The sequence below is a fragment of the Salinicoccus sp. RF5 genome (genome assembly GCF_020786625.1).
Classification (GTDB): Bacteria; Bacillota; Bacilli; order Staphylococcales; family Salinicoccaceae; genus Salinicoccus.
Map to the genome: position 1 here is coordinate 1,169,615 of NZ_JAJGRC010000001.1, position 21,449 is coordinate 1,191,063.

20 protein-coding genes, 1 tRNA gene and 1 pseudogene are annotated in these 21,449 nt (G+C 51.3%); 3 read left to right on the forward strand and 19 right to left on the reverse strand.

Features of this window, described 5'->3' with window-relative positions:
• Positions 1 to 31: 31 nt before the first annotated feature.
• The 9 genes from gpmI to LLU09_RS06125 form a co-directional block, all read right to left on the reverse strand.
• Complete coding sequence (gpmI, locus tag LLU09_RS06085; protein WP_228310954.1) at positions 32 to 1,558, reverse strand: 2,3-bisphosphoglycerate-independent phosphoglycerate mutase; 1,527 nt, start codon at positions 1,556 to 1,558, stop codon at positions 32 to 34.
• Positions 1,555 to 2,307, reverse strand: coding sequence for a triose-phosphate isomerase (gene tpiA / locus LLU09_RS06090; RefSeq protein ID WP_228310955.1), 753 nt, complete (start codon positions 2,305 to 2,307; stop codon positions 1,555 to 1,557). The genes gpmI and tpiA overlap by 4 nt, the downstream gene beginning before the upstream one ends.
• Positions 2,308 to 2,344: 37 nt before the next feature.
• Entirely contained in the window at positions 2,345 to 3,532 is a 1,188-nt protein-coding gene (locus tag LLU09_RS06095; protein ID WP_228310956.1) for a phosphoglycerate kinase, read from the reverse strand.
• Between the two features lie 100 nt (positions 3,533 to 3,632).
• Positions 3,633 to 4,640 carry a type I glyceraldehyde-3-phosphate dehydrogenase gene (gap, locus tag LLU09_RS06100; protein ID WP_228311130.1) on the reverse strand — a complete coding sequence of 336 codons (1,008 nt, stop codon included), beginning with the start codon at positions 4,638 to 4,640 and terminating at the stop codon, positions 3,633 to 3,635.
• Between the two features lie 34 nt (positions 4,641 to 4,674).
• The gene (locus LLU09_RS06105) at positions 4,675 to 5,694 is read right to left on the reverse strand and encodes a sugar-binding transcriptional regulator (RefSeq protein ID WP_228310957.1); all 1,020 of its coding nucleotides are present in this window, start codon (positions 5,692 to 5,694) and stop codon (positions 4,675 to 4,677) included.
• 118 nt (positions 5,695 to 5,812) lie between these two features.
• The gene (locus LLU09_RS06110; RefSeq protein ID WP_040105089.1) at positions 5,813 to 6,073 is read right to left on the reverse strand and encodes a glutaredoxin family protein; all 261 of its coding nucleotides are present in this window, start codon (positions 6,071 to 6,073) and stop codon (positions 5,813 to 5,815) included.
• A gap of 2 nt (positions 6,074 to 6,075) precedes the next feature.
• Positions 6,076 to 6,528 carry a threonine/serine exporter family protein gene (locus tag LLU09_RS06115; protein WP_228310958.1) on the reverse strand — a complete coding sequence of 151 codons (453 nt, stop codon included), beginning with the start codon at positions 6,526 to 6,528 and terminating at the stop codon, positions 6,076 to 6,078.
• Positions 6,529 to 6,540: 12 nt separating this feature from the next.
• A complete protein-coding gene (locus LLU09_RS06120; RefSeq protein ID WP_228310959.1) occupies positions 6,541 to 7,371 on the reverse strand; it encodes a threonine/serine exporter family protein in 831 nt (276 codons plus the stop codon).
• Positions 7,345 to 7,416, reverse strand: a tRNA-Arg gene (locus LLU09_RS06125). Before LLU09_RS06125 ends, LLU09_RS06120 begins: the two co-directional genes overlap by 27 nt.
• A gap of 179 nt (positions 7,417 to 7,595) precedes the next feature.
• On the opposite strand from LLU09_RS06125, the gene clpP reads away from it, so the two are divergent.
• The 3 genes from clpP to LLU09_RS06140 all read left to right on the forward strand — a co-directional run bounded on the left by clpP (position 7,596) and on the right by LLU09_RS06140 (position 9,563).
• Positions 7,596 to 8,189, forward strand: coding sequence for an ATP-dependent Clp endopeptidase proteolytic subunit ClpP (clpP, locus tag LLU09_RS06130; RefSeq protein ID WP_175287455.1), 594 nt, complete (start codon positions 7,596 to 7,598; stop codon positions 8,187 to 8,189).
• 115 nt (positions 8,190 to 8,304) lie between these two features.
• Positions 8,305 to 9,243, forward strand: a complete 939-nt coding sequence (locus LLU09_RS06135) for a TIGR01777 family oxidoreductase (protein WP_228310960.1) — start codon at positions 8,305 to 8,307, stop codon at positions 9,241 to 9,243.
• 71 nt (positions 9,244 to 9,314) lie between these two features.
• Positions 9,315 to 9,563 (forward strand): PspC domain-containing protein, encoded by a 249-nt coding sequence (locus tag LLU09_RS06140; protein ID WP_228310961.1) that lies wholly within the window; start codon positions 9,315 to 9,317, stop codon positions 9,561 to 9,563.
• A gap of 43 nt (positions 9,564 to 9,606) precedes the next feature.
• Here the strand turns inward: LLU09_RS06140 and whiA are convergent, their stop codons facing one another.
• From whiA to uvrA, 10 genes and pseudogenes are all read right to left on the reverse strand, one after another.
• On the reverse strand, positions 9,607 to 10,554 hold the full coding sequence (gene whiA, locus LLU09_RS06145; RefSeq protein WP_040105093.1) for a DNA-binding protein WhiA: 948 nt from the start codon (positions 10,552 to 10,554) through the stop codon (positions 9,607 to 9,609).
• Positions 10,555 to 10,573: 19 nt separating this feature from the next.
• Complete coding sequence (locus LLU09_RS06150) at positions 10,574 to 11,554, reverse strand: gluconeogenesis factor YvcK family protein (protein WP_228310962.1); 981 nt, start codon at positions 11,552 to 11,554, stop codon at positions 10,574 to 10,576.
• Positions 11,541 to 12,425, reverse strand: coding sequence for an RNase adapter RapZ (gene rapZ / locus LLU09_RS06155; protein ID WP_228310963.1), 885 nt, complete (start codon positions 12,423 to 12,425; stop codon positions 11,541 to 11,543). Before rapZ ends, LLU09_RS06150 begins: the two co-directional genes overlap by 14 nt.
• A gap of 154 nt (positions 12,426 to 12,579) precedes the next feature.
• Positions 12,580 to 13,524, reverse strand: a complete 945-nt coding sequence (gene trxB, locus LLU09_RS06160; protein WP_228310964.1) for a thioredoxin-disulfide reductase — start codon at positions 13,522 to 13,524, stop codon at positions 12,580 to 12,582.
• Between the two features lie 66 nt (positions 13,525 to 13,590).
• Positions 13,591 to 15,009, reverse strand: a complete 1,419-nt coding sequence (locus tag LLU09_RS06165; protein ID WP_228310965.1) for a tetratricopeptide repeat protein — start codon at positions 15,007 to 15,009, stop codon at positions 13,591 to 13,593.
• A 19-nt stretch (positions 15,010 to 15,028) separates the two neighbouring features.
• A pseudogene (locus LLU09_RS12680) lies at positions 15,029 to 15,178 on the reverse strand (DapH/DapD/GlmU-related protein); the annotation flags it as partial.
• Positions 15,179 to 15,501: 323 nt separating this feature from the next.
• Complete coding sequence (lgt, locus tag LLU09_RS06175; protein WP_228310967.1) at positions 15,502 to 16,326, reverse strand: prolipoprotein diacylglyceryl transferase; 825 nt, start codon at positions 16,324 to 16,326, stop codon at positions 15,502 to 15,504.
• Positions 16,316 to 17,254, reverse strand: a complete 939-nt coding sequence (gene hprK, locus LLU09_RS06180) for an HPr(Ser) kinase/phosphatase (protein ID WP_040105099.1) — start codon at positions 17,252 to 17,254, stop codon at positions 16,316 to 16,318. Before hprK ends, lgt begins: the two co-directional genes overlap by 11 nt.
• Positions 17,255 to 17,450: 196 nt before the next feature.
• Entirely contained in the window at positions 17,451 to 18,605 is a 1,155-nt protein-coding gene (locus tag LLU09_RS06185) for a DUF4097 family beta strand repeat-containing protein (RefSeq protein WP_228310968.1), read from the reverse strand.
• A 1-nt stretch (position 18,606) separates the two neighbouring features.
• A complete protein-coding gene (gene uvrA / locus LLU09_RS06190; RefSeq protein WP_228310969.1) occupies positions 18,607 to 21,447 on the reverse strand; it encodes an excinuclease ABC subunit UvrA in 2,841 nt (946 codons plus the stop codon).
• Positions 21,448 to 21,449: the final 2 nt, after the last annotated feature.

Here is a 21,449-nt window from a genome sequence, read left to right on the forward strand (position 1 = left end):
TTGTCAGGAAAGGATACCTTTCCGGCAACAACTATCTGATTAGACTTTCACCTGTCATTTCTTCCGGCTTATCGATGCCCATCAGGTCGAGGAGGGTTGGAGCAAGGTCGGCCAGACGGCCGCTTCCCACTTCCACGCCCTCTTTCGTGACGATGACCGGCACAGGGTTTGTAGTATGCGCAGTCATCGGATCCCCTTCGATGGTCGTGACTTCGTCGGAGTTGCCGTGATCTGCGGTGATAATTGCTGTACCGCCCTGGGCGAGTATCTCATCGACGATCGGGCCGAGACACTCATCCACTGCTTCAATCGCCTTGACGGTCGGCTCCAGCTTGCCGCTGTGGCCCACCATATCAGGATTTGCAAAATTCAGGATGACGAGGTCGAGGTCTTCCTTGGCAAGTTCCTCCATGCAGCGGTCCCTCACTTCGTAGGCACTCATTTCGGGCTTCATGTCATAAGTTGGCACTTTCGGAGAATCGATCAGCGCACGGCGCTCACCGTCGAATTCATTGTGCCGTCCCCCGCTCATGAAATAGGTCACATGCGGGTATTTTTCCGTCTCGGCAATACGCAGCTGCTTCTTGCCTGCCTTGGAGACGACTTCCCCTATCGTATTGATGATGTCCTCCTTTTCAAAGACGACATCCGCCACGACATTGTCACTGTATTTCGTGAAGGTGACGAATTTAAGGTCGGAATATTTCTGTTCGATTTCAAATCCCATAAATTCCTCATTCGTATACACTTCGGACAGCTGGGCTGCACGGTCCGGCCGGAAATTGTAGAAGATGACTGCATCATTATTCATGATGCCCCGGTCGTAGTCACCATCCTGGCCGAATACGATGAAGGGTTTGACGAACTCGTCATAGATGCCTTCTTCATAGCTCGCACGGATGCCTTCTTCAGCAGTATCGAACCTTTCACCGACACCGTTCGACATCGCCTGATATGCGAGCTCCTCACGATCCCAGCGCTGATCCCGATCCATGGCGTAATACCGGCCGCTGACTGTGGCAAATTCACCGATGCCGATTTCCTCAAAGCGCTTTTCCGACTCTTTGACATAGTTGAGCGCGGATTCCTGATTGACGTCACGGCCATCGAGGAATGCGTGTACATAGACCTTCTTCAGCCCTTTTTCCTTTGCCATCTTCAGGATGGCGAAAAGGTGTTCATAATGGGAATGCACCCCGCCGTCACTGAGCAGGCCCATCACGTGCAGGGCACTGTCATTCTCATCCACATGATCCATAGCATCAAGCAATACTTCATTGCGGAAGAAATCCCCATCCTCTATGGACTTGTTGATCCTCGTCAGACTCTGATAGACGACGCGGCCGGCACCGATGTTCAAATGTCCGACTTCCGAGTTGCCCATCTGCCCTTCCGGCAGCCCAACATCCAGACCGCAGGCACTGAGTTCATTATGCGGATATTTATTGAAATAGCGGTCAAAGTTCGGCTTATTGGCCGCTTTGACGGCATTGCCCTTCTCTTCTTCCCTGTTGGCGAAGCCATCGAGGATGATCAGACCTACTGGTTTTGCCATCATTTAGCACCTTCCAACAGTTGGACGAAGGACTCGGGTTCCAATGAGGCACCGCCGACCAGCGCACCGTCGATATGCTCCTGTGCCATATACTCCTTGATGTTCTCAGGCTTTACGGAACCACCGTATTGGATGCGGATTGCATCTGCAGTCTCCTGGTCATATAGTGAACCGACCGTTTCACGGATGACACCGCACATTTCGTTGGCATCATCGCTTGTTGCGGACTTGCCTGTACCGATTGCCCAGATCGGCTCATAGGCGATGACAGATTTTTTGACCTGGCCGGCATCGAGCCCTTCAAGTGCCTGCGTCACCTGGTCCTTGACCTTATCTGCAGCCTTGCCAGATTCGCGTTCCTCATCTGATTCGCCGCAGCAGATGATCGGCACGAGATCTTTGGAATGCAGCGCATGCGCCTTCTTGTTGATGTCCGCATCCGTTTCATTGAAATGCTCCCTGCGCTCGGAGTGGCCGATGATGACATAATCCACACCGAGGTCCGCAAGCATGGCTGGGGATACTTCACCCGTATAAGCGCCGCTGTCTTCAAAATGGCTGTTCTCTGCGCCTATGCCAAGTTCCATCCCTTTCGTCTTTTCGACGAGGGAAGGGAGGTGGATGAATGGTGCACATACCGCACTTTCGACCTCATCCTTCTTCGGGAGGCCGCCGAGTGCATCGATGAACGCCTCGCCTTCAGAAATCGTCTTGTTCATCTTCCAGTTGCCTGCTATAAATGGGGTTCTCATAAATCTTCCTCCTCATATTATAAAATCATGTCCATACCTATTTATCATCTATTACCGAAAGTCCCGGAAGCTCCTTGCCTTCGAGATATTCGAGTGAAGCGCCCCCACCTGTGGAAATGTGGGAAAAGTCATCCGCATATCCCAGATCCATGGCCGCTGCTGCGGAATCGCCGCCGCCGATGATCGTCTTGGCGTCCGTAAGTTCGGCTATCGCTCTGCATACACCAATCGTCCCTTTGGCGAAGTTCTCCATTTCGAACACGCCCATCGGACCATTCCAGACGACCGTCCTTGCACCTTGAAGCACTTTCTTGAAATTGGTCACCGTGTCCTCTCCTATATCGAGCCCTTCCATATCTGAAGGGATTTCATCTACAGAGACGGTCTTGTGCTTGGCATCCGCATCGAACTCCTCTGCCACCACAACATCACTTGGAAGTACAATCTTGTCGCCTGCTTCATCAAGAAGGGATTTGGCAAGATCAACCTTGTCCGCTTCAAGCAGGGAATTGCCGATTTCCTTGCCCTGTGCTTTCAGGAATGTGTAGGCCATGCCCCCGCCGATGATCACCTTGTCCGCCTTGTCGAGCACGTTCTTGATGACCCCGATCTTGTCGGAGACTTTGGCACCACCGAGAATGGCGACGAATGGCCGCTCTGGCGAATCGATCGCCCCACCGATGAAGTCGATTTCCTTCTTCATGAGGTAGCCGGATACCGTTTCGATGTTTGAGCCGATGCCGACATTGGAAGCATGGCTCCTATGGGCTGTACCGAATGCATCGTTGACGAAGATATCTCCAAGGGAAGCCCAGTATTTGCCGAGCTCTGCATCGTTGCCGCTTTCCTTCTTACCGTCGATATCTTCAAAGCGGGTATTTTCAAACATCAGAAGTTCCCCGTCCTCAAGCTTGTCGATCGCCTGTTCAAGGGCGTCTCCACGTGTATGGGGAACGAACGGTACATCCTTGTCGAGCAGTTCAGCCAGTCTTTCGGCTACAGGCTGAAGCGTCTTATCCTTCTTGTCCTCCTCGCTCTTCACTTTCCCGAGGTGGGAGAAGAGGATGACCCTTCCGCCCTGCTCAAGTACATACTTGATCGTCGGAAGTGCCTGTACGATACGGTTGTCGTTCGTGATCTCCCCGTCTGACATCGGAACGTTCAAATCAGCGCGGAGCAGCACCTTCCTGCCTTTCAGTTCTACATCTTCTACAGTCTTCTTCATTGCCATGCCTCCTATACTTTTCTGTCCATCCTTATTATACCCATATGCAAATGGGAATAAAATAAAAACGGGCGGTTCCCCGCCCGTTTATTCATCGGCATTACTTATTGTTCGTCACCATGTGGTTCAGTGTTCTTACAAGCTGGGCAGTGTAGGACATTTCATTGTCGTACCATGCTACTGCACGTACAAGCTGTTTTCCGTCGACATCGATGACACGTGTCTGTGTCGCATCGAACAGGGAACCTTCTTTGATTCCGATGACATCAGTAGATACAATCTGATCTTCAGTATAGCCGAATGAAGGGTTCTTGGCTGCCTTCATCGCTTCGTTGACGTCTTCTGCAGTGACCGTCTCATTGAGTACTGCCGTCACTTCAGTGAGCGAACCTGATTTTACCGGTACACGCTGCGCACCGCCATCGAGCTTGCCATCGAGTTCAGGAAGCACGAGGCCGATCGCCTTTGCAGCACCTGTGGAGTTTGGCACGATGTTCTCTGCTGCTGCACGGGCACGACGGTAGTCGCCTTTCGCGTGTGGCGCATCCAGTGTGTTCTGGTCACCTGTATAGGCGTGGATCGTCGTCATCAGGCCGCGTTGGATGCCGTATTTGTCATTGAGCACCTTAACGACCGGAGCGAGACAGTTTGTTGTACAGGATGCAGCTGAAACTACCTCTTCAGAACCATCGAGTACATCTTCGTTCACACCGTATACGACCGTCTTCATATCGCCTTTGCCGGGAGCGGAGATGAGTACTTTCTTGGCGCCTGCATCAAGGTGTTTTCTTGCATCTTCTTCATTGGTGAAGAAACCAGTACATTCCAGGACGATATCGATATCGAGATCTCCCCAAGGAAGTTCTGCAGGATCTTTTCTATTGAAGGATTTGATTTCCTTGCCATTGATTTTGAATCCACCGTCAATCTGCTCAACTTCACCTTCGAAGCGTCCTTGAGTGGAATCATATTTGAAGAGGTGCGCGAGAAAATCGTCATCTGTAAGGTCGTTTACTGCCACCACTTCCATATCGTCATAGTTCAGAATTTCCCTTGCTGCCAATCTTCCGATGCGTCCGAATCCATTAATTGCTACTCTAACCATAATTTATGTCCTCCTTGATTTCATATATCATTATTATTTAACTGTCCAATAAAAATTCTGCGATGCTCTCATCAATAAAAAGCACGGTATTCCTGGGTGCCATCTTCATGTAGGCTCTGACCGCCTCTTTCTTGCTGCTGCCGCCAGCTACGGCCAGAATGGCCTTCTTGCTTTCCAGATCTTCGAGCTGGAGGCCGATTGTTTTGACTTTTCGGACGATGTCCCCCTCTTTGTCGAAATAATAGCCGAAGGTTTCACCCACTGCGCCGCTATCCTTCAACCCGGCGAGCGTCTCGTCGTCCACATTGCGCCGCTTGGCCATCGTAAAGGCTTCTCCGATGCCATGGATGACATAGTGCGATTGCCTGTTCAGTTCAGCGATTTCCTTTACGGATGGCTCGGCCTTCAACGATTCAAGTGCACTTTCACCGACGTTGTCCGGGGCATAAAGCACCTTGTGTTCACCACCGGTTGCTGAAGCCAGCCGGCTCGCTATCGAGTTCGCCTGGTTGCCCAGTTCCTCACCAAGTCCGCCACGTGCCGGAACGAACAGCAGCTTTTCATCTGCGGGGTGCAGGTACTTCCCGACATTGGCCATCGTAGAGCCGCCCGTCACGGAAATGACTGCACCATCGAAGAGCATCTTCTGGAATTCCTCGGCCATGAGCTTCGCCAATTCCTGCTGAAGTTCAGGACTTTCGTCTGCATCACCACGGATGATGAAGAAATCCTGCAGCCCATATTTGTCCCTGAGTCTGCGCGCAAGATCGGTTCTTCTGTCCAGCGTGGTCATGTAGGGGGATAAATCCCGCAATACTTCAATACCCGATTGGGAGATGGATATGCCTTTTTTATCTATATCTATCAACCCCAGGGCATAAAGCGAATCCACTTCTTTCCTTAAAACTCTTTCCGTCATGTTCAATTTCCTCGAAAGTGTCCGGCGCCCTATCGGCTGATGGGCTTCAATCTGCTTGAGTATGCTGGAGCGCTTCTGCAATTCCAGGACAACTTCCGGGGCGATGCGTTTCTGGATGTCCAACAGTTTCTGCCACATGAGACTCAACACCTCTCGTCAAAGTGAGACGTATTACGTCCCACCAGGGACAAAAAATAATTACATCATTTAATATATCATAAATATTAAAGAATGCAATTATTTCTATTGCGTTATTCTATTCTTTACCCACAATATCCTTAAGATAATCATAGACGTATACAAAATCTATGATGCCCTCCTGGATGACCTGCCCTTCGTGCATGAGTACAGGGACCCGGATCATATACTCCTCCTGGAGTGCATCATCCTGATCGATGTCGATGCTCCGCATCTTTACATCACTGTATCTGAGTTCCGACAGGGCAAGCTTTATCTGCTCTATCCCTTCGTCGCATAAAGAACACCGTTCCCTCGTATAATATGTCAGTTCAAGCACATTTATACCTCTTCTCTCTTCAATTTCCTTCTGATCGTCTGCAGAACCTGGTCGGCCATCTCGGTACTGATGATGCCCATGGCGATGGCAAGCGAAATCAGTGCAGCTTCGAATCCATACTCCAAAGCGGTCATATATTCATTCAATACTACGTGGCGCATCGCATCATATGCCAATCCACCAGGGACAAGCGGAATGATTCCACATGTGATGAACAGGATGATCGGCATCTTCTTGCGCCTCGAATTCAGGATGGCGATGGCGGAGAGTGTCAGTGCGCCCAGAAAGGAAGCAAGGACAAGATCCGTCCCCCCCTCCCTGAACAGATAGAAGACGATCCAGCCGAAAGCGCCCGTCGCCCCGCAGCTGACAAGTGCATTCCTCGGCGCATTGAAGAGCACACCGAAGCTGGCGGATGCAAAAAAACTGAGTACAAATTGATAGAAATAGACCAACTCCATCCCCTCCTATGCCAGCATGAATACAAGGCCGACGCCCGCACCGATGGCAATTGCCGTCAGACCGGCTTCAGCGCCTTTCATGATGCCTGCCATCAGATGGCCACGAATCATCTCCCTGATGGCATTCGTGATGAGCACGCCCGGCACGAGTGGCATGACGCTGGCGATGATGATGGTATCAAGCATGAAGCCATAGTCGAGATTGACAAGGATGACTGCCACCGTTGCTATGTACAGCGCTGCGAAGAATTCCGTGAAGAACTGGACCCGCGTATAGCGCTGGATGCCTTCCATCAGGAAGACACCCCCGGCGCCCCCTATGAAGGCGGCCGGAATATCCCTTGCGACCCCGTCGAACAGCAGCAGGAACATGATGCCTATGACCCCGCCCGAGAGGACCAGCAGCCACAGCGGGAAGAATCGTGTATTATGTATCTTTTCCATTCCTCTGATCGCCTGCTTCAGGGGCAGCCCGTCGGAAATCCTCCTGGACAGCTCGTTGACGACCATGACCTTCTCCAGATTGTTGGACCGTTCCTCGATACGCAGCGTCTGGGTCAGCGCATAATCGTTCAGGGAAAAAATAATGACCGTGGGAGTGACGAAAACCTGGGCATTTTCAATACCATAGTTCGAAGCGATGCGCAGCATCGTATCTTCAATACGGTATGTTTCAGCTCCACTCTCCAACAGCATCTTTCCACAATTGATCGCAATGTAGAACACATCGCGCACAAAATCTTCGCCAAGGACTTCATCTGGAGCTTCTATAACCTCAAGTTCGCCACTCACACGGCCCACCTCGATTGACACCCCCGGAGAGAATCGAACTCCCATCTCAAGAACCGGAATCTTACGTGTTATCCATTACACCACGGGGGTATGTTAAAATCATATTTATATTTCTTAATAAAGCATATACAAGTATAGCAATAATTTCAAATGAATTAAAGACTTAATTTTACTCTTTATAGCAGATGTTTTTCTTTTGACCTTATTTGACTAATGTGGTATAAATGAATTAGTGAATGACAGCAATCATATTTCCAGGAGGTAATACAATGAACTTAATACCTACAGTAATTGAACAGACCAACCGCGGAGAACGTGCCTATGATATCTATTCAAGACTGCTGAAGGACAGGATCATCATGATCGGTACAGGCATCGACGATAACGTAGCGAACTCCGTCGTCAGCCAGCTGCTCTTCCTGCAGGCACAGGATCCGGAAAAGGATATATTCCTCTACATCAATTCCCCGGGCGGCAGTGTGACTGCCGGCATGGCGATCTATGACACGATCCAGCACATCAAACCGGATGTACAGACGATCTGCCTCGGCATGGCGGCATCCATGGGCTCATTCCTACTCGCTGCAGGCACGAAAGGCAAAAGGTTCGCACTGCCTAATGCTGAAGTCATGATCCACCAGCCACTCGGCGGGGCACAGGGTCAGGCGACAGAAATAGAAATCGCAGCCAAGCATATACTGAGGACACGCGAGAAACTCAACAAAATCCTTGCCGAGCGCACCGACCAGCCTCTGGACAAGATTGAAAGGGACACGGACCGCGACTTCTTCATGACAGCGGAAGAAGCTAAGGAATACGGCCTCGTGGACGAAGTGATGGAGCCTGAAAAGCTTAAAGGCTGATCCATTCCATAAGGAAAGCGCTGGGAGAAAAATTCTCCCAGCGCTTTCTTTTTTGGTTGATTTCTGATTATACATATACTTTAAAGGCTATAATGACACTAAGGAGCGTGATGATATGAATATATTGATAACAGGCGGTTCAGGTTTTGTCGGTTCCAGGCTGACGGATATATTGAGGCAGGAGCAGGACCACGTCTATATACTCAGCCGCAGTGACCGCAATTCGGACCACCCTTTCGTCCATTATATAAAGTATGACCCGGATCGGCCTGAAGATGATTCATGGATGGAGAATATGCCGCTCAAGGTGGATGCCATCTACAATCTGGCCGGCGCTTCGCTTCAGGAGAAATGGAGCGATGAGCACAAGGAGGAGATATTCGATTCCAGAGTGACCGTCACCCGCATGCTCAGGCGCTGGGTGGAACAGGCGGACATCACCCCGAAAGTACTCGTCAATGCCAGTGCCATCGGCTATTATCCTGTAAGCAAAAGTGTCCGTTATACTGAAGCGGATCAGTTTGCGCCCCATGATTTCCTCTCCAGGGTGATCGTCGCCTGGGAAGGCGAAGCGGAGAAGTTCGAAGACTTGGGCGTCCGTGTCGTATGTGCACGTTTCGGCCTTATTCTGGACGCCGAGGAAGGGGCATTGCCGAAGATGAGCATCCCCTACAGGCTGGGGGCCGGCGGGCCTCTGGGAAGTGGTGAGCAGTGGTACAGCTGGATCCATATCGATGATCTCCTGAACGCCCTCCTCTATGTGGCGGTACACTCGGAGATTTCAGGACCGGTCAACCTCACCGCGCCAATGCCGCTCAGACAGAAGCAGTTCTCAAAATACTTGAGTTCCGCACTCGGCCGCCCGGATTTCGTCAAAACACCGGCATTCGTGATAGAGAAACTGCTCGGGGAACAGTCACTCCTCATCTTGAAGGGACAGTATGTACTCCCTGAGGTGCTGATGGAAAACGACTTCAAATTCCTTTTCCCGACCCTTGAAATTGCGCTCGAGGATATATTCGACCTTGAGGACAAGAAGAAGACCGTCGGCTGATTGGAACACTAATCTTTTTATCCCCCATCATCAAGTGGTATAATTGAAGTGTTATAGAAAGGAGATCGTATATGGACAACAGGAAACTTGTACGCTCCTCAACCGACTCCTATATCATGGGAGTATTCGGCGGCCTGGGCGAACGGACCGGCATCGACTCGACGATACTGCGGATCATCTTTGTGGTACTGACTGTACCGACATTGAACATCTTCCTTGTAGTACTGTACTTCATCGTCGGCTTCATCATGCCTACCGATGATGAAACCGACCGTACTGCCGGACGCCCCAACGAACCTTTCGATTCCGATTCATTCTGATCCATGCAAAAATGCTTGTACTCGATGATGAGTACAAGCATTTTTATTTGAAGGTGACCTCTTCGCCGCTTCTAAGCTTATCTGCAATCTTATCAAGCTTTCTGAGGCGGTGGTTCACACCTGATTTTGAAATGACGCCTGTGGACATCATTTCTCCAAGCTCCTTCAAGGAGACATCCTGATGCTCCACACGCAGCCTGGCGATCTCCCGGAGCCGCTCCGGCAATTCGTCAAGGCCGATCTCCTCATCGATGAATTGGATGTTTTCCACCTGCCGCATGGCAGCGCTGATCGTCTTGTTGAGGTTCGCCGTTTCACAATTGACGAGGCGGTTGACCGAATTCCTCATATCCCTGACGATGCGGATGTCCTCGAATTTAAGGAGGGCCTGGTAGCCGCCGATCAGGCTCAGAAATTCGGCAATCTTCTCCGCTTCCTTGAGATAGGTGATATAGCCGCGCTTCCTTTCGATGAACTTCGCATTGAGCTGATATCCATTCATCAGTTCTGTGAGGCTTTGTGCATGTTCTTCATACAGCGAGAATATTTCCAGATGATAGGCTGAAGTTTCGGGATTGTTTACAGACCCTCCGGCCAGGAAGGCCCCGCGCAGATAGCTCCGGATGCAGCACTCCTTCTCCTTGACCGAATCGCTGATTTCATGGGAAAGCACCCCGCCCTTCATGATATCCAGATCCTCCAACACTTTTCTGCTGTCCTTCTTTATGCGGGAGATATAGACATTGTTCTTCTTCAGCTTCATCTTCCTGCGGACAAGCAGTTCTATCTCGACACCGTAGAGATTCCGTATCAGTGAAAATATACGCCTTGCGATGGCGGCATTTTCGGTCTGGATATTGATGATCCATTCTCCATTGAAATGGCTGAGTGCCCCATTCATCTTGATGAGTGCAGAAAGTTCACTTTTCATGCAGCACGTATCCACTTCGATTCTTGTCAATTCATTCTTCATCTCGGAAGCAAATGACATGCAATCACGCCCTTATCGTTTATTTCTTATATTGAAGCGTGCTGATTTCCTTGAGTGCAATATCGTATATGATCTCTGCCAGCACTTTGTTGTTGTGGCGCACAGCGCCCTCATCATCGATCTGGACCAGATGATCATCTGTAACCACTGTGGCTCCCATCTCCTTCAGTCGTTCCCTGTCGCTTTCAACTATCGTCATATCGTTCCGGCTGTAGTAGTCGGACACACGACCCTTGATGTCCTCTTCGTTCAGGATGATGAAATCGATGACGTTGCTGCCCATATGCCCGTTGATTGCCTCCAGATGATCGGCTGCGGAATACCCGAGCGTCTCGCCCATCTGCGTCATTATGTTGGATACATAGACCTTTATGCCTTTGGCATCCTCCACCGCTTCCCGCATCCCTTCAGGAAGCAGATTCGGGATGATGCTGGTGTAGAGGCTTCCGGGGCCGAAGACGATGACATCGGACGCCTTGATGGCTTCTATCGCTTCCGGCGTCGCCACCGTATCGTTAGGTATGAGATAGACTTCCTCTATCTTCTGCTTCACTTCCGGGATATAGCTTTCCCCCACGATGATCGAATTGTCCTCCATGCGTGCTGCGAGCTTCGGACTGATGTTCGTGGATGGAATCACCGTACCCTTCACGTTCAATATCTTGCTCAGTTCCTTGACCGCCACGGCGAAATCCCCCGTCATGTCATACATCGCAGCCAGCATAAGGTTGCCGAGGGCATGACCGCCAAGCGCATCCTTTTTGAAGCGGTAGGCAAAGAGGTTCTCAAGCTTCGTCTCCACATCACTCAGGGCCGTCATCACGTTCCTGATATCCCCCGGTGCAGGCATATCGATCTGGTCCCTGATCAGTCCCGTCGAGCCCCCGTCATCGGCAACCGAGACTATTGCGGAAATGTCCACAGGATACTTCCTGAGCCCCCTGGCCAGTACGCTCAGGCCCGTACCGCCACCGACCAGTGTGATCCTAATCTTCTTCATTTTCCGCACCTTCAACCGGCGCGTCCCTGTGGACTGCGCGGATGGCAAAGTCAAAATCGTCGTTGAGGTCCCTGACCAGTTTTTCAGCAAGCGTCACCGAACGATGCTGACCGCCTGTGCATCCGATTGCGATGGCAAGCTGGGACTTCCCTTCCTTCATGAACTGGGGGAGCATGTATTTGATGAGGTCATAGAACTTCGCATAGAAAGTCTTCGTTTCCTTCCACTTCATGACATAGTCGGATACGGGCTTGTCCAGTCCCGTATAGGGTCTGAGTGCATCGACATAGTGTGGATTCGGAAGGAACCTCACATCGAAGACCAGATCCGCATCAATGGGGATGCCGTGCTTGAAGCCGAAGCTCATCACATTGACGTTGAAGACGGAGCGGTTTTCACCGGCAGACATTTCGAACATCATGCCCCTCAACTCTTTCGGTGTCGTCTGTGTCGTATCGATGATGTGGGTGGCCCGCCCCTTCAGATCATTCAACAGCTCCCGCTCCTTTGTGATCGAATCCAGAAGGTTCGCTTCATTGTCGAGAGGGTGGGCACGCCGTGTTTCTTTATATCGTGTAACAAGGCGGTCGTCGGCCGCGTCTATAAAAATGATTTCAAGGGCCAGGTCGGGATGGTCCCCAATCTTTTCGATTTCGGCCACAAGGTGGTCGAAGAACTCTTTACCCCTGAGATCGATGCCAAGGCCGACACGGTCCATCTGGCCGTCAGTCGTCTCCATCAGTTCCACAACCTTCTGCAGTAGGATCGGCGGCAGGTTATCAATGCAGAAATACCCTATGTCCTCCAATGCTTCGATGGCTACGGATTTCCCGGCACCGCTCATTCCCGTCACAATAATCAGCTGCTTCATTGCTCCACATCCTCTTGTCTTTTTCATCTTTCTTTTCCCTCAATTAAACCACGCCTGAAGCTTTGTAGCAATATTATATGATACGCCCTATATGTGCTGTTTTCAATCGAATGGCTCAAAAAAATCCCCAAGGGAGATGTCCTTGGGGAAGATGCTATTTGCTTTCCTGCATATCTGCAAGCTTTTCGATATAATGCTGTGCATTCTGTGCAGCGATGCTGCCGTCGCCTGTTGCCGTGACGATCTGGCGCAGCGTCTTGTTGCGCACATCCCCTGCTGCAAAGATGCCCGGGATGGATGTTTCCATTTCATCATTGGTTTCCACATACCCAAGTGTATTGAGTATGCCAAGACCCTCAAATGGAGCTGTCAGAGGCTTCATGCCGACATAGATGAAGACGCCATCTGCATCATACTCGTATTTGGAACCCGTATTCTTGTCGAGCAGCGTGACGCTTTCCACTCTGCTGTCCCCATTGATGGACTGGATTTCAGTGTCCCAGATGAACTCGATCTTATCATTCTTGAATGCACGGTCCTGAAGGATCTTCTGCGCACGCAGCTGATCTCTCCTGTGTACAATGGTCACTTTGCTGGCGAACTTGGTCAGGAAAACACCTTCTTCGACTGCGGAGTCCCCGCCGCCGATGACGACAAGCTCCTTCTCCTTGAAGAAGGCACCGTCACATACGGCACAGTAGCTGACGCCGCGGCCGCCGAGTGTGTCCTCACCGTCAACGCCGACCTTCTTGTATTCTGCACCTGTCGCAATGATGATCGTACGTGTAAGGATGTCTTCACTGCCGGTCTTCAAGACTTTGTAGTCGCCTTTATCCTCTACGGATTTGATGTCTCCGTATTTATATTCGGCACCGAACTTCTGGGAGTGCTCGAACATTTTCGTGGACAGTTCCGGACCCGTGATGAAATCAAAACCAGGGAAGTTCTCCACTTCTTCAGTATTGGCCATCTGGCCGCCCGGCATGCCGCGCTCCAGCATGACCGTCTTCAGGTTCGCACGGGAAGCATAGACGGCAGCCGTCATGCCTGCCGGTCCTGCACCAATGATGACGACATCATAGATATTTTCTTCAGTCATGAGATAAAACTCCTTTTCTTCTGTATCGACTACCAAATATTATAAGCGGTATCGACCGATTTTTCATCAAATCTGCTTGACCTTCTCGAGCGCCTTGTTCAGGCGGTAGAGCGTCGTATCAAAACTGTCTACGAGTGTCTTCTTGGTGAGCTTCCTGCCACGTTGATGGAAGTACAGGGTGGCTGCTGCGAAGGCATTGATGTCTTCAAGTTCCACCTTGCTTTCATAGAGGGCATGGAATGTCTCTATCCAAGCCAGCTGGTCCTCCTCCTCTTCGTATCCTGCACGGCGCATGGCTTCGAGCCCCTTATGCATACGGCCGAGGCGGACGAGCTTCAGTCCCTGGAAGAGGTAGGAGATATAGAGTTTCTCATAGTCTTCCAGAGCTTCTATCGTCTCCCATACATCGTGGCCCAGTATAGCATCGCGCGGCACGACATTATAGATCTTGTATAGGCCGAGCAGACGCACATAGGGATCATCATCCTTCAGATAGAACGCCTCAAGGTCGGCAATCCTCTGCGTCGCCTCCTGGCGCTTCCATGGACTGTACATTTCATTCACCTGATGGAATGTCTGCATCCGTTCCCAGAACATCCAGGCTTCCTCGTCATGCCCGATATGATAGCTCGCATGGCTGAGTGCATGAAGCAGCTGGAAACTGACGAATGCCTGCTTCTTGTACAGTGGGAACAGCAGTTCATAGGACCGTTCATACTGCTGGAGGAAATTAAGGACGAGCCCGACCTTGAAGCGATCGTCATCATCGAGCGGCTGGACGACCTCGAGCTTCTTGAGGAACGTCCTGTATTTCTCCTCCTCCCCTGTATGATAGTACAGCAATGTCATGTGGCTGAGGGCGTGCATGTCCGTGCGGTCCTCCTTCAGCAGCTGTTCAAGCAGTTCATGCGCTTCCTCGTAGCGGTTCAGGAACAGCGCCGCCATCGCTTTCTGGTTGCGGAATTCCCGCTCTTCCCTGATCGATTCGGGGATGGTGGAAAGGAAGTCCAGCGCCTCTTCTATCCGTGCATTCATGAACAGATGCTGGAACAGGTGCTGGCCTGTGAAGCGGATCGCTTCCCGTTCGACTTCATCCTCATCATGGATGCTGACTTCGAACATCTGCTCGAGCTCCTCATCATAGCCGGATTCCGGCTCATGCTGGACATACTGCACGCCAAAGAGGAACGCCTTGTTGGGATCGTTCATGATGACATAGAGCTGACTCAGTATAAAATAAAATTCAGCATCATACTGATGCTGAATGAAGGCATTAATCAATATATGTTCAGCTTCTGCTCCGCGTCCATTTTCAGCAAGCAGGTATGCGTACTGGGAAAGGTATGCCAAGTTGTTCTGATCGAGCTCGAAGGCCTTATGAAAACTCTTCAGTGCCGCCTGCTTCTTATTCTGTTCTGTTTTTTTCAAGCCCTGATTAAAATGGAACTCTCCATTCTGATCGAAAGGGATCACTTTCCTATTCATTATTCCTACTCCTTACTATAAGCGGGTTGCCGTAGCAGATTGAATGGTCGGGAACATCTTTCGATACCACACTGCCCGCACCGATGATGGCATGGTCTCCGATCACCACACCAGGCAAAATCGTCACATTCGCTCCCACCATAGTATCATGGCCGATGCGTACGTCTCCGATCCTGTACTCATCCACCAGATATTCATGAGTCAATATTACTGCATTATACCCGATTATACTGTTTTTGCCAATGTGGATGCGTTCTGGATGCATCAGATCCGGCATCGCCTTGAATGCCAGGGAGACATTATCCCCGAGCTTCATTCCAAGCAGATTGCTGTAGAGTCTGTGCTTCCATTTCGTCGACGGACAGTAGCGTCCGATTTCAATGACGATGAAATTCCTGACGACCTTGAAGCGGGAGATGGTCTGGTACATGTTCCACAGGGGGTTGACCCCACCCGCTTTGATCCTCTTCAATCTTCTCATGCCCCTTCCCCCTATCTTCCTTTGTATACGCCGTCTGTATCCTTGTATCTCGGCAGCCTGTATTTCATTTCACGATAGATCCATACTGCAGCCGCTGCCATAATGATCAGTATCGAGATGAACTGTGCCGTCCGCAGGCTCTCCCCGATCATCAGGCTGTCCGTGCGCATGCCCTCTATGAAGAAGCGCCCGATGGAATAATAGACCAGATAGAGCAGTATGGTCTGGCCGATCTTCAGTTTCGGACGGAGCAGGATGAGCAGGATGAAGCCGATGATGTTCCAAACCGATTCATAAAGGAAGGTCGGATGGTAGTAGGCACCGTCTATGTACATCTGGTTGATGATCCATTCCGGCAGCATCAGGGATTCCAGGAATCCTCTGGATACTTCCCCGCCATGGGCTTCCTGGTTCATGAAGTTTCCCCAGCGTCCGATGGCCTGGCCGAGGATGAGGCTCGGGGCTGCAATATCTGCAAGCTGGAAGAAGCTGAACCCTTTTACGCGGCAATAGATGATGCCGGCGAGAAATCCACCGATGAGGCCGCCATGGATCGCCATGCCGCCTTCATTCACCATGATGATGTCGAGCGGGTTCTGGCTGTAGTACTCCCATTGGAATACGACATAATACAGCCTTGCCCCGACGATCGAAGCAATGATTATATAGAACATCAGATCCATGAAGAGCCCTTCAGGCAGGCCTTTACGGTTCGCTTCACGATCGGCGATGAAGTAGCCGAGAAGCATTCCGGTGGCGATGATGACACCATACCAGTAGATGCTGAGCGGCCCGATTTCTAAAGCGACGGGGCTGAGGGGTGCATTAAAGATCATCGATCATACCTCCATTGACCTGGATCTGACGGTTCAGGCGGTCGTTGAATTCCTGGGCAGCGTCATATCCCATGTACTGCATCCGGTAGTTCATCGCTGCAACTTCTATGATACCGGCAAGACTCCGTCCCGGACGGATCGGAATCGTCTTCTGGTCGATCTCCGCATTGAGTATGCGCATCCGCTTCTGGTCGAGGCCAAGCCGTTCATACGTCTTGCCGGGCTCCCATGTCTCCAGATTGACATTCAGCATGATGCGCTTCTCCTCAAGTATGCTGCCCGCCCCGAAGAGGGTCATCACATTGATGATGCCAAGCCCCCGGATCTCGAGCAGATTACGGATGAGCGGCGGCGCCGATCCCATAAGGACGTTCTTGGATACTTCCTTGATTTCGACATTATCATCAGCTACAAGGCGATGTCCGCTCTTTACGAGTTCAAGCGCCGTCTCGCTTTTGCCGACACCGCTTTCCCCGGTGATCAGCACACCGATGCCGTATATGTCGACCAGGACACCGTGCATGTTCGTTTCTGGTGCCAGCGCCTTTTCAAGGAAATTCGACATGCGGCTGATGAAGTTCGTTGTATTATCCTCCGTAACCAGCAAAGGTGTATGCGTCTGGTTGCACGCCTCGATAAGCTCAAGGGGGGCGCTCAAATTACGTGTGATGATGATGCACGGGGTCTCTTTCCGGCACAGCCGCTTCGACCTGTCCTCCCGCTCTTCCTCGGTGAGCATACGTTCGAAGAATGAGGATTCCGTCATTCCAAGCACCTGGACGCGGTCTGAGGAATAGTGGGAGAAGTATCCGGCCACTTCAAGGCCTGGACGGGATACATCGATGTTCTCGATCTCCTTGTCTATCCCTTCGTTACCGGAGATGAGTTTCAAATTGAATTTATCTATTATCTTCTTTACTGTAAGCATCTTGTCACCTCGGCTGTTTATTACTTCAACTATAAAGAATCGGAAAATCATTTTCAATAAATCGGGTTGTACAGGAAACGTAATATCGAGCCATCCTGCCCTTATTTCACAAGGCGGTCATATTTGTCCCATGGGACTCGCCTGTGCAGAACGCACAAAGCCCGGCAGAGGCTGCCGGGCCATGGCTTCATCCTATTCAGCTTCGGTGCAGCGTTACACTGCCGAACTTCGTCCCCACTTCCAGGAGGAGCGCCTTCTCATCGGTGTCATTGACGAGCATGAGTTCCTTGAAGCCGATATCCTGGGATTTCATGAATCTCGCGTCCAGATCCGGTGGATAGTTGATCTGTCCGACGACGGTGCTCAGCCGTCCCTCCAGGGAACGGTCATGCGGCACATTTATATTGATGCTGCCCATGTTCGCGTTGATTGTGGCCGATTCGGTACGCTCGTTGAGGGAGATGTTCACCGAACCGTTGGATGACACGGTGACATCCTTTGCATTAAGTGTTTCGGTATTGATCGTCCCAACCATCGAGATCAGTTCAAGGGCACCGTGTGCCCCGCCTTTGACATTGACGTTCCCTCTTGATGTCCGTATGAAGGCGCTGCTGCTTGCCGTCTCATCAAGATTGATGCTACCATTCAGCAGATCCACAGTCAGATCATTGAATTCCTGACCTTCGATGCTGACGTTTCCGTTCGACCCGGAGACGATCAGCCTGTTGACGATGGATGGATTCACCTGCAGTTCGACGTTCACGCGCGCTGTGCGGATGTCGGAAACGATGATGAGTTCGTCATTCTTGACTTCACAGATGATGTCCTGGAAATAGTTCCGCTGCTTGTCAAGTTTGCGGTAGAAGGGCGTGACTTCGAACTTAGCCGTCGTCACCCTGTCCGTCGGCACCACCTTGACGTTGCCGTTCGTAATGTCGACCGAGATGTTCGAATAGCTGTCTTCGACCGTTTCGATCAGACGGTTCTTCGATCCTTGAGTAAACATGGAATCGATTGTACTGTTTTTGACATTGTCGAAAGCCTTTTCAAAGGTCTTGTAGACCTGCGCCGCCTGCTTCTGCCCTTCAAGCCTGCTCTTAACCTGGCTGAATGCCTGATTTGCCTTATCGGTATTGACGTACTTCTGGAATTCATTCATGAACTGTTGGAGGACATCCTTGGAATCTTCTTCGGCTGTATTCCTGGTGTCTTCCTGTCGGCTGTGGCCTTCATTTTGCGCCGTCTGTTCCCTGTCCGGTTTGGACTCTATTGCGTCGAGAAGCCGGACTGCTTCCTCGGATGTGATCTTTCCTTCTTCCAACATTTTTAGAATGCGGTCTTTATTATCCATTTCAATCCCCCTGGTGGTTTCTGTCCAACCATTTTTTTAGATGATGGCCCGTATAGCTATCCGTTTCCGCCATGATATCCTGTACGGATCCTTCGACCACGACCGTGCCGCCGCCATCGCCTCCCTCAGGACCCATATCGATGATGTGGTCCGCCACTTTGATGACGTCGAGATTGTGCTCGATTACGATGACGGTGTCCCCGTTGTCGACGAGCCTCTGTATGACGGTGATCAGCTTTCCGATGTCTTCGGAATGCAGTCCTGTCGTCGGTTCATCCAGTATATAGAGCGACTTGCCGTCGGAACGCCTGTGGAGCTCGGAGGCCAGCTTGACACGCTGGGCCTCCCCGCCGGACAGTGTGGTCGCCGGCTGGCCAAGCCTGACATAGCCGAGGCCCACATCGAGCAGCGTCTTGATCTTGCGCTTGATTTTCGGGATGTTCTCAAAGAAATAGTACGCCTCTTCAACCGTCATCGCCAATACGTCTGCAATGCTCTTGTCCTTGTATTTGACTTCGAGTGTCTCTCTATTATAACGCTTTCCATCACATACTTCACATGGTACGAACACATCCGGGAGGAAGTGCATTTCTATCTTGATGATGCCATCGCCCTTGCAGGCTTCACAGCGCCCGCCCTTGACGTTGAAACTGAAGCGGCCCTTCTGATAGCCGCGCACTTTCGCCTCGTTGGTCTGGGCGAAGACATCGCGGATATTATCGAAGACACCCGTGTAGGTGGCCGGGTTGCTCCGTGGTGTCCTACCGATCGGCGACTGGTCGATGTCGATGATCTTCTCAATGTTTTCGGCACCTTTTATTTCCCTGTGCTTCCCTGGTATCTGCTTCGTCTTGTAGAGTTTCGAGTGCAGTCCCTTATACAGGATTTCGTTGATCAGTGTACTCTTCCCGGAACCGGAAACCCCCGTCACGACATTCATTACAGATAACGGGACCTTCACATTGATGTTCTTCAGATTGTTCTCCTTGGCGCCGCGCACTTCAAGGACGCGCTTCATGTCCGGCTTACGGTAGTTTTCGGGCAGCGGTATTTCCTTTTTGCCGCTGAGATACTGTCCGGTGATGGAATTCTCATCCTCCATCACTTCCTGCGGGGTGCCCTGGGCCATCACACGGCCGCCGTGCTCCCCCGCCCCTGGGCCGATATCGATGAGATGGTCGCTCGCAAGCATCGTATCCTCATCATGCTCTACGACGATCAGCGTATTGCCGAGATCCCGCATGTCCTTGAGGGTTCTGATCAGCCGGTCGTTATCGCGCTGATGGAGGCCGATTGAAGGTTCATCGAGAATATACAGAACACCGCTCAACCTCGAGCCGATCTGGGTCGCCAGCCGGATGCGCTGGGCCTCGCCGCCTGAGAGCGTCCCGCTGCGCCGGTTGAGTGTGAGATAGTCTAGACCGACATTGTACAGGAACGTCAGCCGTTCATTGATTTCCTTCAGGATCGGCGCCGCAATCTGCCTGTTCTTCGGCGACAGTTCGAGGCCGTTGAAGAATTCAAGCGCCTCCTTTACGGGCTCGTCGACCGCAGCCCCGATATGCCGGCCATCGATCTTGACGGCCAGTGCCTCCTCGTTCAGGCGGTATCCGCCACATGTCTTGCATTCGATTTCCCTCATGTATGTGCTCATGACCCCCCGTGTATATTCGGAAGGGCTCTCTTTATACCTGCGTTCAATATTATTGACGAGGCCTTCATAAGGCATTCTGCGCTGACGGACGATGCCATTGCTCTGCCTGAATTCATAGTTGACCATCTCGCCTTTCGATCCATAGAGGAGCAGGTTCTTCTCCTTCTTCGGCAACTTCTTGAAGGGTACCTTCATATCGATGCCGAAATGGTCGCAGGTCTGTCTGAGAAGCGTCGGATAATAATCCGAACTGATCGGCTGCCATGGGGCGAATGCGCCATCTTCCAGGGTGAGGGAGTCGTCGGGGATGACTAGACGCTCATCCACGGCCATCTTCATTCCGAGCCCATCACAGTCCGGGCAGGCCCCATAGGGGGCGTTGAATGAAAACAGCCTCGGCTCCATCTCCGATAACGTAAATCCGCATTCGGGACATGAGAAATGCTCTGAAAAGTGCATATCATGCCCATCGATCACATTGACTGTAACATTGCCTTCACCTTTTATGAGTGCGGTCTGCAGTGAATCGCTCAGGCGCGATTCTATACCATCCCGTACCGCCAAGCGGTCGACGACGACATCGACGTCATGTTTCCTGTTCTTTTCGAGTTCCGGCACAGATTCGATATCATACATCTCACCGTCTACGATGACGCGGGCGTACCCCTCCTTAGCCAGCTCTTCGAACACTTTTTCATGCATGCCCTTGCGTCCTTTGATGATCGGGGCGAAGAGCTGGATCTTAGTGCGCTCAGGCAGCTCCATGACACGGTCCACCATCTCCTGGATCGTCTGGGAAGTGATTTCTATGTTATGGATGGGACAGTATGGTGTACCAGCACGTGCATAGAGCAGGCGCAGATAGTCATAGATTTCCGTGATTGTCGATACGGTTGAGCGGGGGTTGTTGCTCGTCGTCTTCTGGTCTATGGAGATTGCCGGGGAAAGTCCCTCGATCGAATCGACATCCGGCTTCTCCATCTGTCCGAGGAACTGTCTCGCATATGCGCTCAGCGATTCGACATAGCGCCGCTGGCCTTCCGCATAGATCGTGTCGAATGCCAGGGAGGACTTGCCGGAACCGGACAGTCCCGTCATCACCACCAGCTGGTCCCTTGGGATATCTACATTGATGTCCTTCAGATTATGCTGTCTTGCACCTCTGATGCTGATATTTTTATTTTTCAAAA

What these genes read in the sequence shown, in the direction of transcription:
- lgt (WP_228310967.1), bottom strand. Translation starts at nt 16,326, where the DNA reads ATGATCTTTAATGCACCCCTCAGCCCCGTCGCTTTAGAAATCGGGCCG.
- LLU09_RS06165 (WP_228310965.1), bottom strand. Translation starts at nt 15,009, where the DNA reads ATGAATAGGAAAGTGATCCCTTTCGATCAGAATGGAGAGTTCCATTTT.
- tpiA (WP_228310955.1), bottom strand. Translation starts at nt 2,307, where the DNA reads ATGAGAACCCCATTTATAGCAGGCAACTGGAAGATGAACAAGACGATT.
- trxB (WP_228310964.1), bottom strand. Translation starts at nt 13,524, where the DNA reads ATGACTGAAGAAAATATCTATGATGTCGTCATCATTGGTGCAGGACCG.
- LLU09_RS06095 (WP_228310956.1), bottom strand. Translation starts at nt 3,532, where the DNA reads ATGAAGAAGACTGTAGAAGATGTAGAACTGAAAGGCAGGAAGGTGCTG.
- LLU09_RS06105 (WP_228310957.1), bottom strand. Translation starts at nt 5,694, where the DNA reads ATGTGGCAGAAACTGTTGGACATCCAGAAACGCATCGCCCCGGAAGTT.
- LLU09_RS06120 (WP_228310959.1), bottom strand. Translation starts at nt 7,371, where the DNA reads ATGGGAGTTCGATTCTCTCCGGGGGTGTCAATCGAGGTGGGCCGTGTG.
- rapZ (WP_228310963.1), bottom strand. Translation starts at nt 12,425, where the DNA reads ATGAAGCAGCTGATTATTGTGACGGGAATGAGCGGTGCCGGGAAATCC.
- LLU09_RS06185 (WP_228310968.1), bottom strand. Translation starts at nt 18,605, where the DNA reads ATGGATAATAAAGACCGCATTCTAAAAATGTTGGAAGAAGGAAAGATC.
- gpmI (WP_228310954.1), bottom strand. Translation starts at nt 1,558, where the DNA reads ATGATGGCAAAACCAGTAGGTCTGATCATCCTCGATGGCTTCGCCAAC.
- LLU09_RS06140 (WP_228310961.1), top strand. Translation starts at nt 9,315, where the DNA reads ATGGACAACAGGAAACTTGTACGCTCCTCAACCGACTCCTATATCATG.
- LLU09_RS06135 (WP_228310960.1), top strand. Translation starts at nt 8,305, where the DNA reads ATGAATATATTGATAACAGGCGGTTCAGGTTTTGTCGGTTCCAGGCTG.
- clpP (WP_175287455.1), top strand. Translation starts at nt 7,596, where the DNA reads ATGAACTTAATACCTACAGTAATTGAACAGACCAACCGCGGAGAACGT.
- hprK (WP_040105099.1), bottom strand. Translation starts at nt 17,254, where the DNA reads ATGCTTACAGTAAAGAAGATAATAGATAAATTCAATTTGAAACTCATC.
- whiA (WP_040105093.1), bottom strand. Translation starts at nt 10,554, where the DNA reads ATGTCATTTGCTTCCGAGATGAAGAATGAATTGACAAGAATCGAAGTG.
- LLU09_RS06150 (WP_228310962.1), bottom strand. Translation starts at nt 11,554, where the DNA reads ATGAAGAAGATTAGGATCACACTGGTCGGTGGCGGTACGGGCCTGAGC.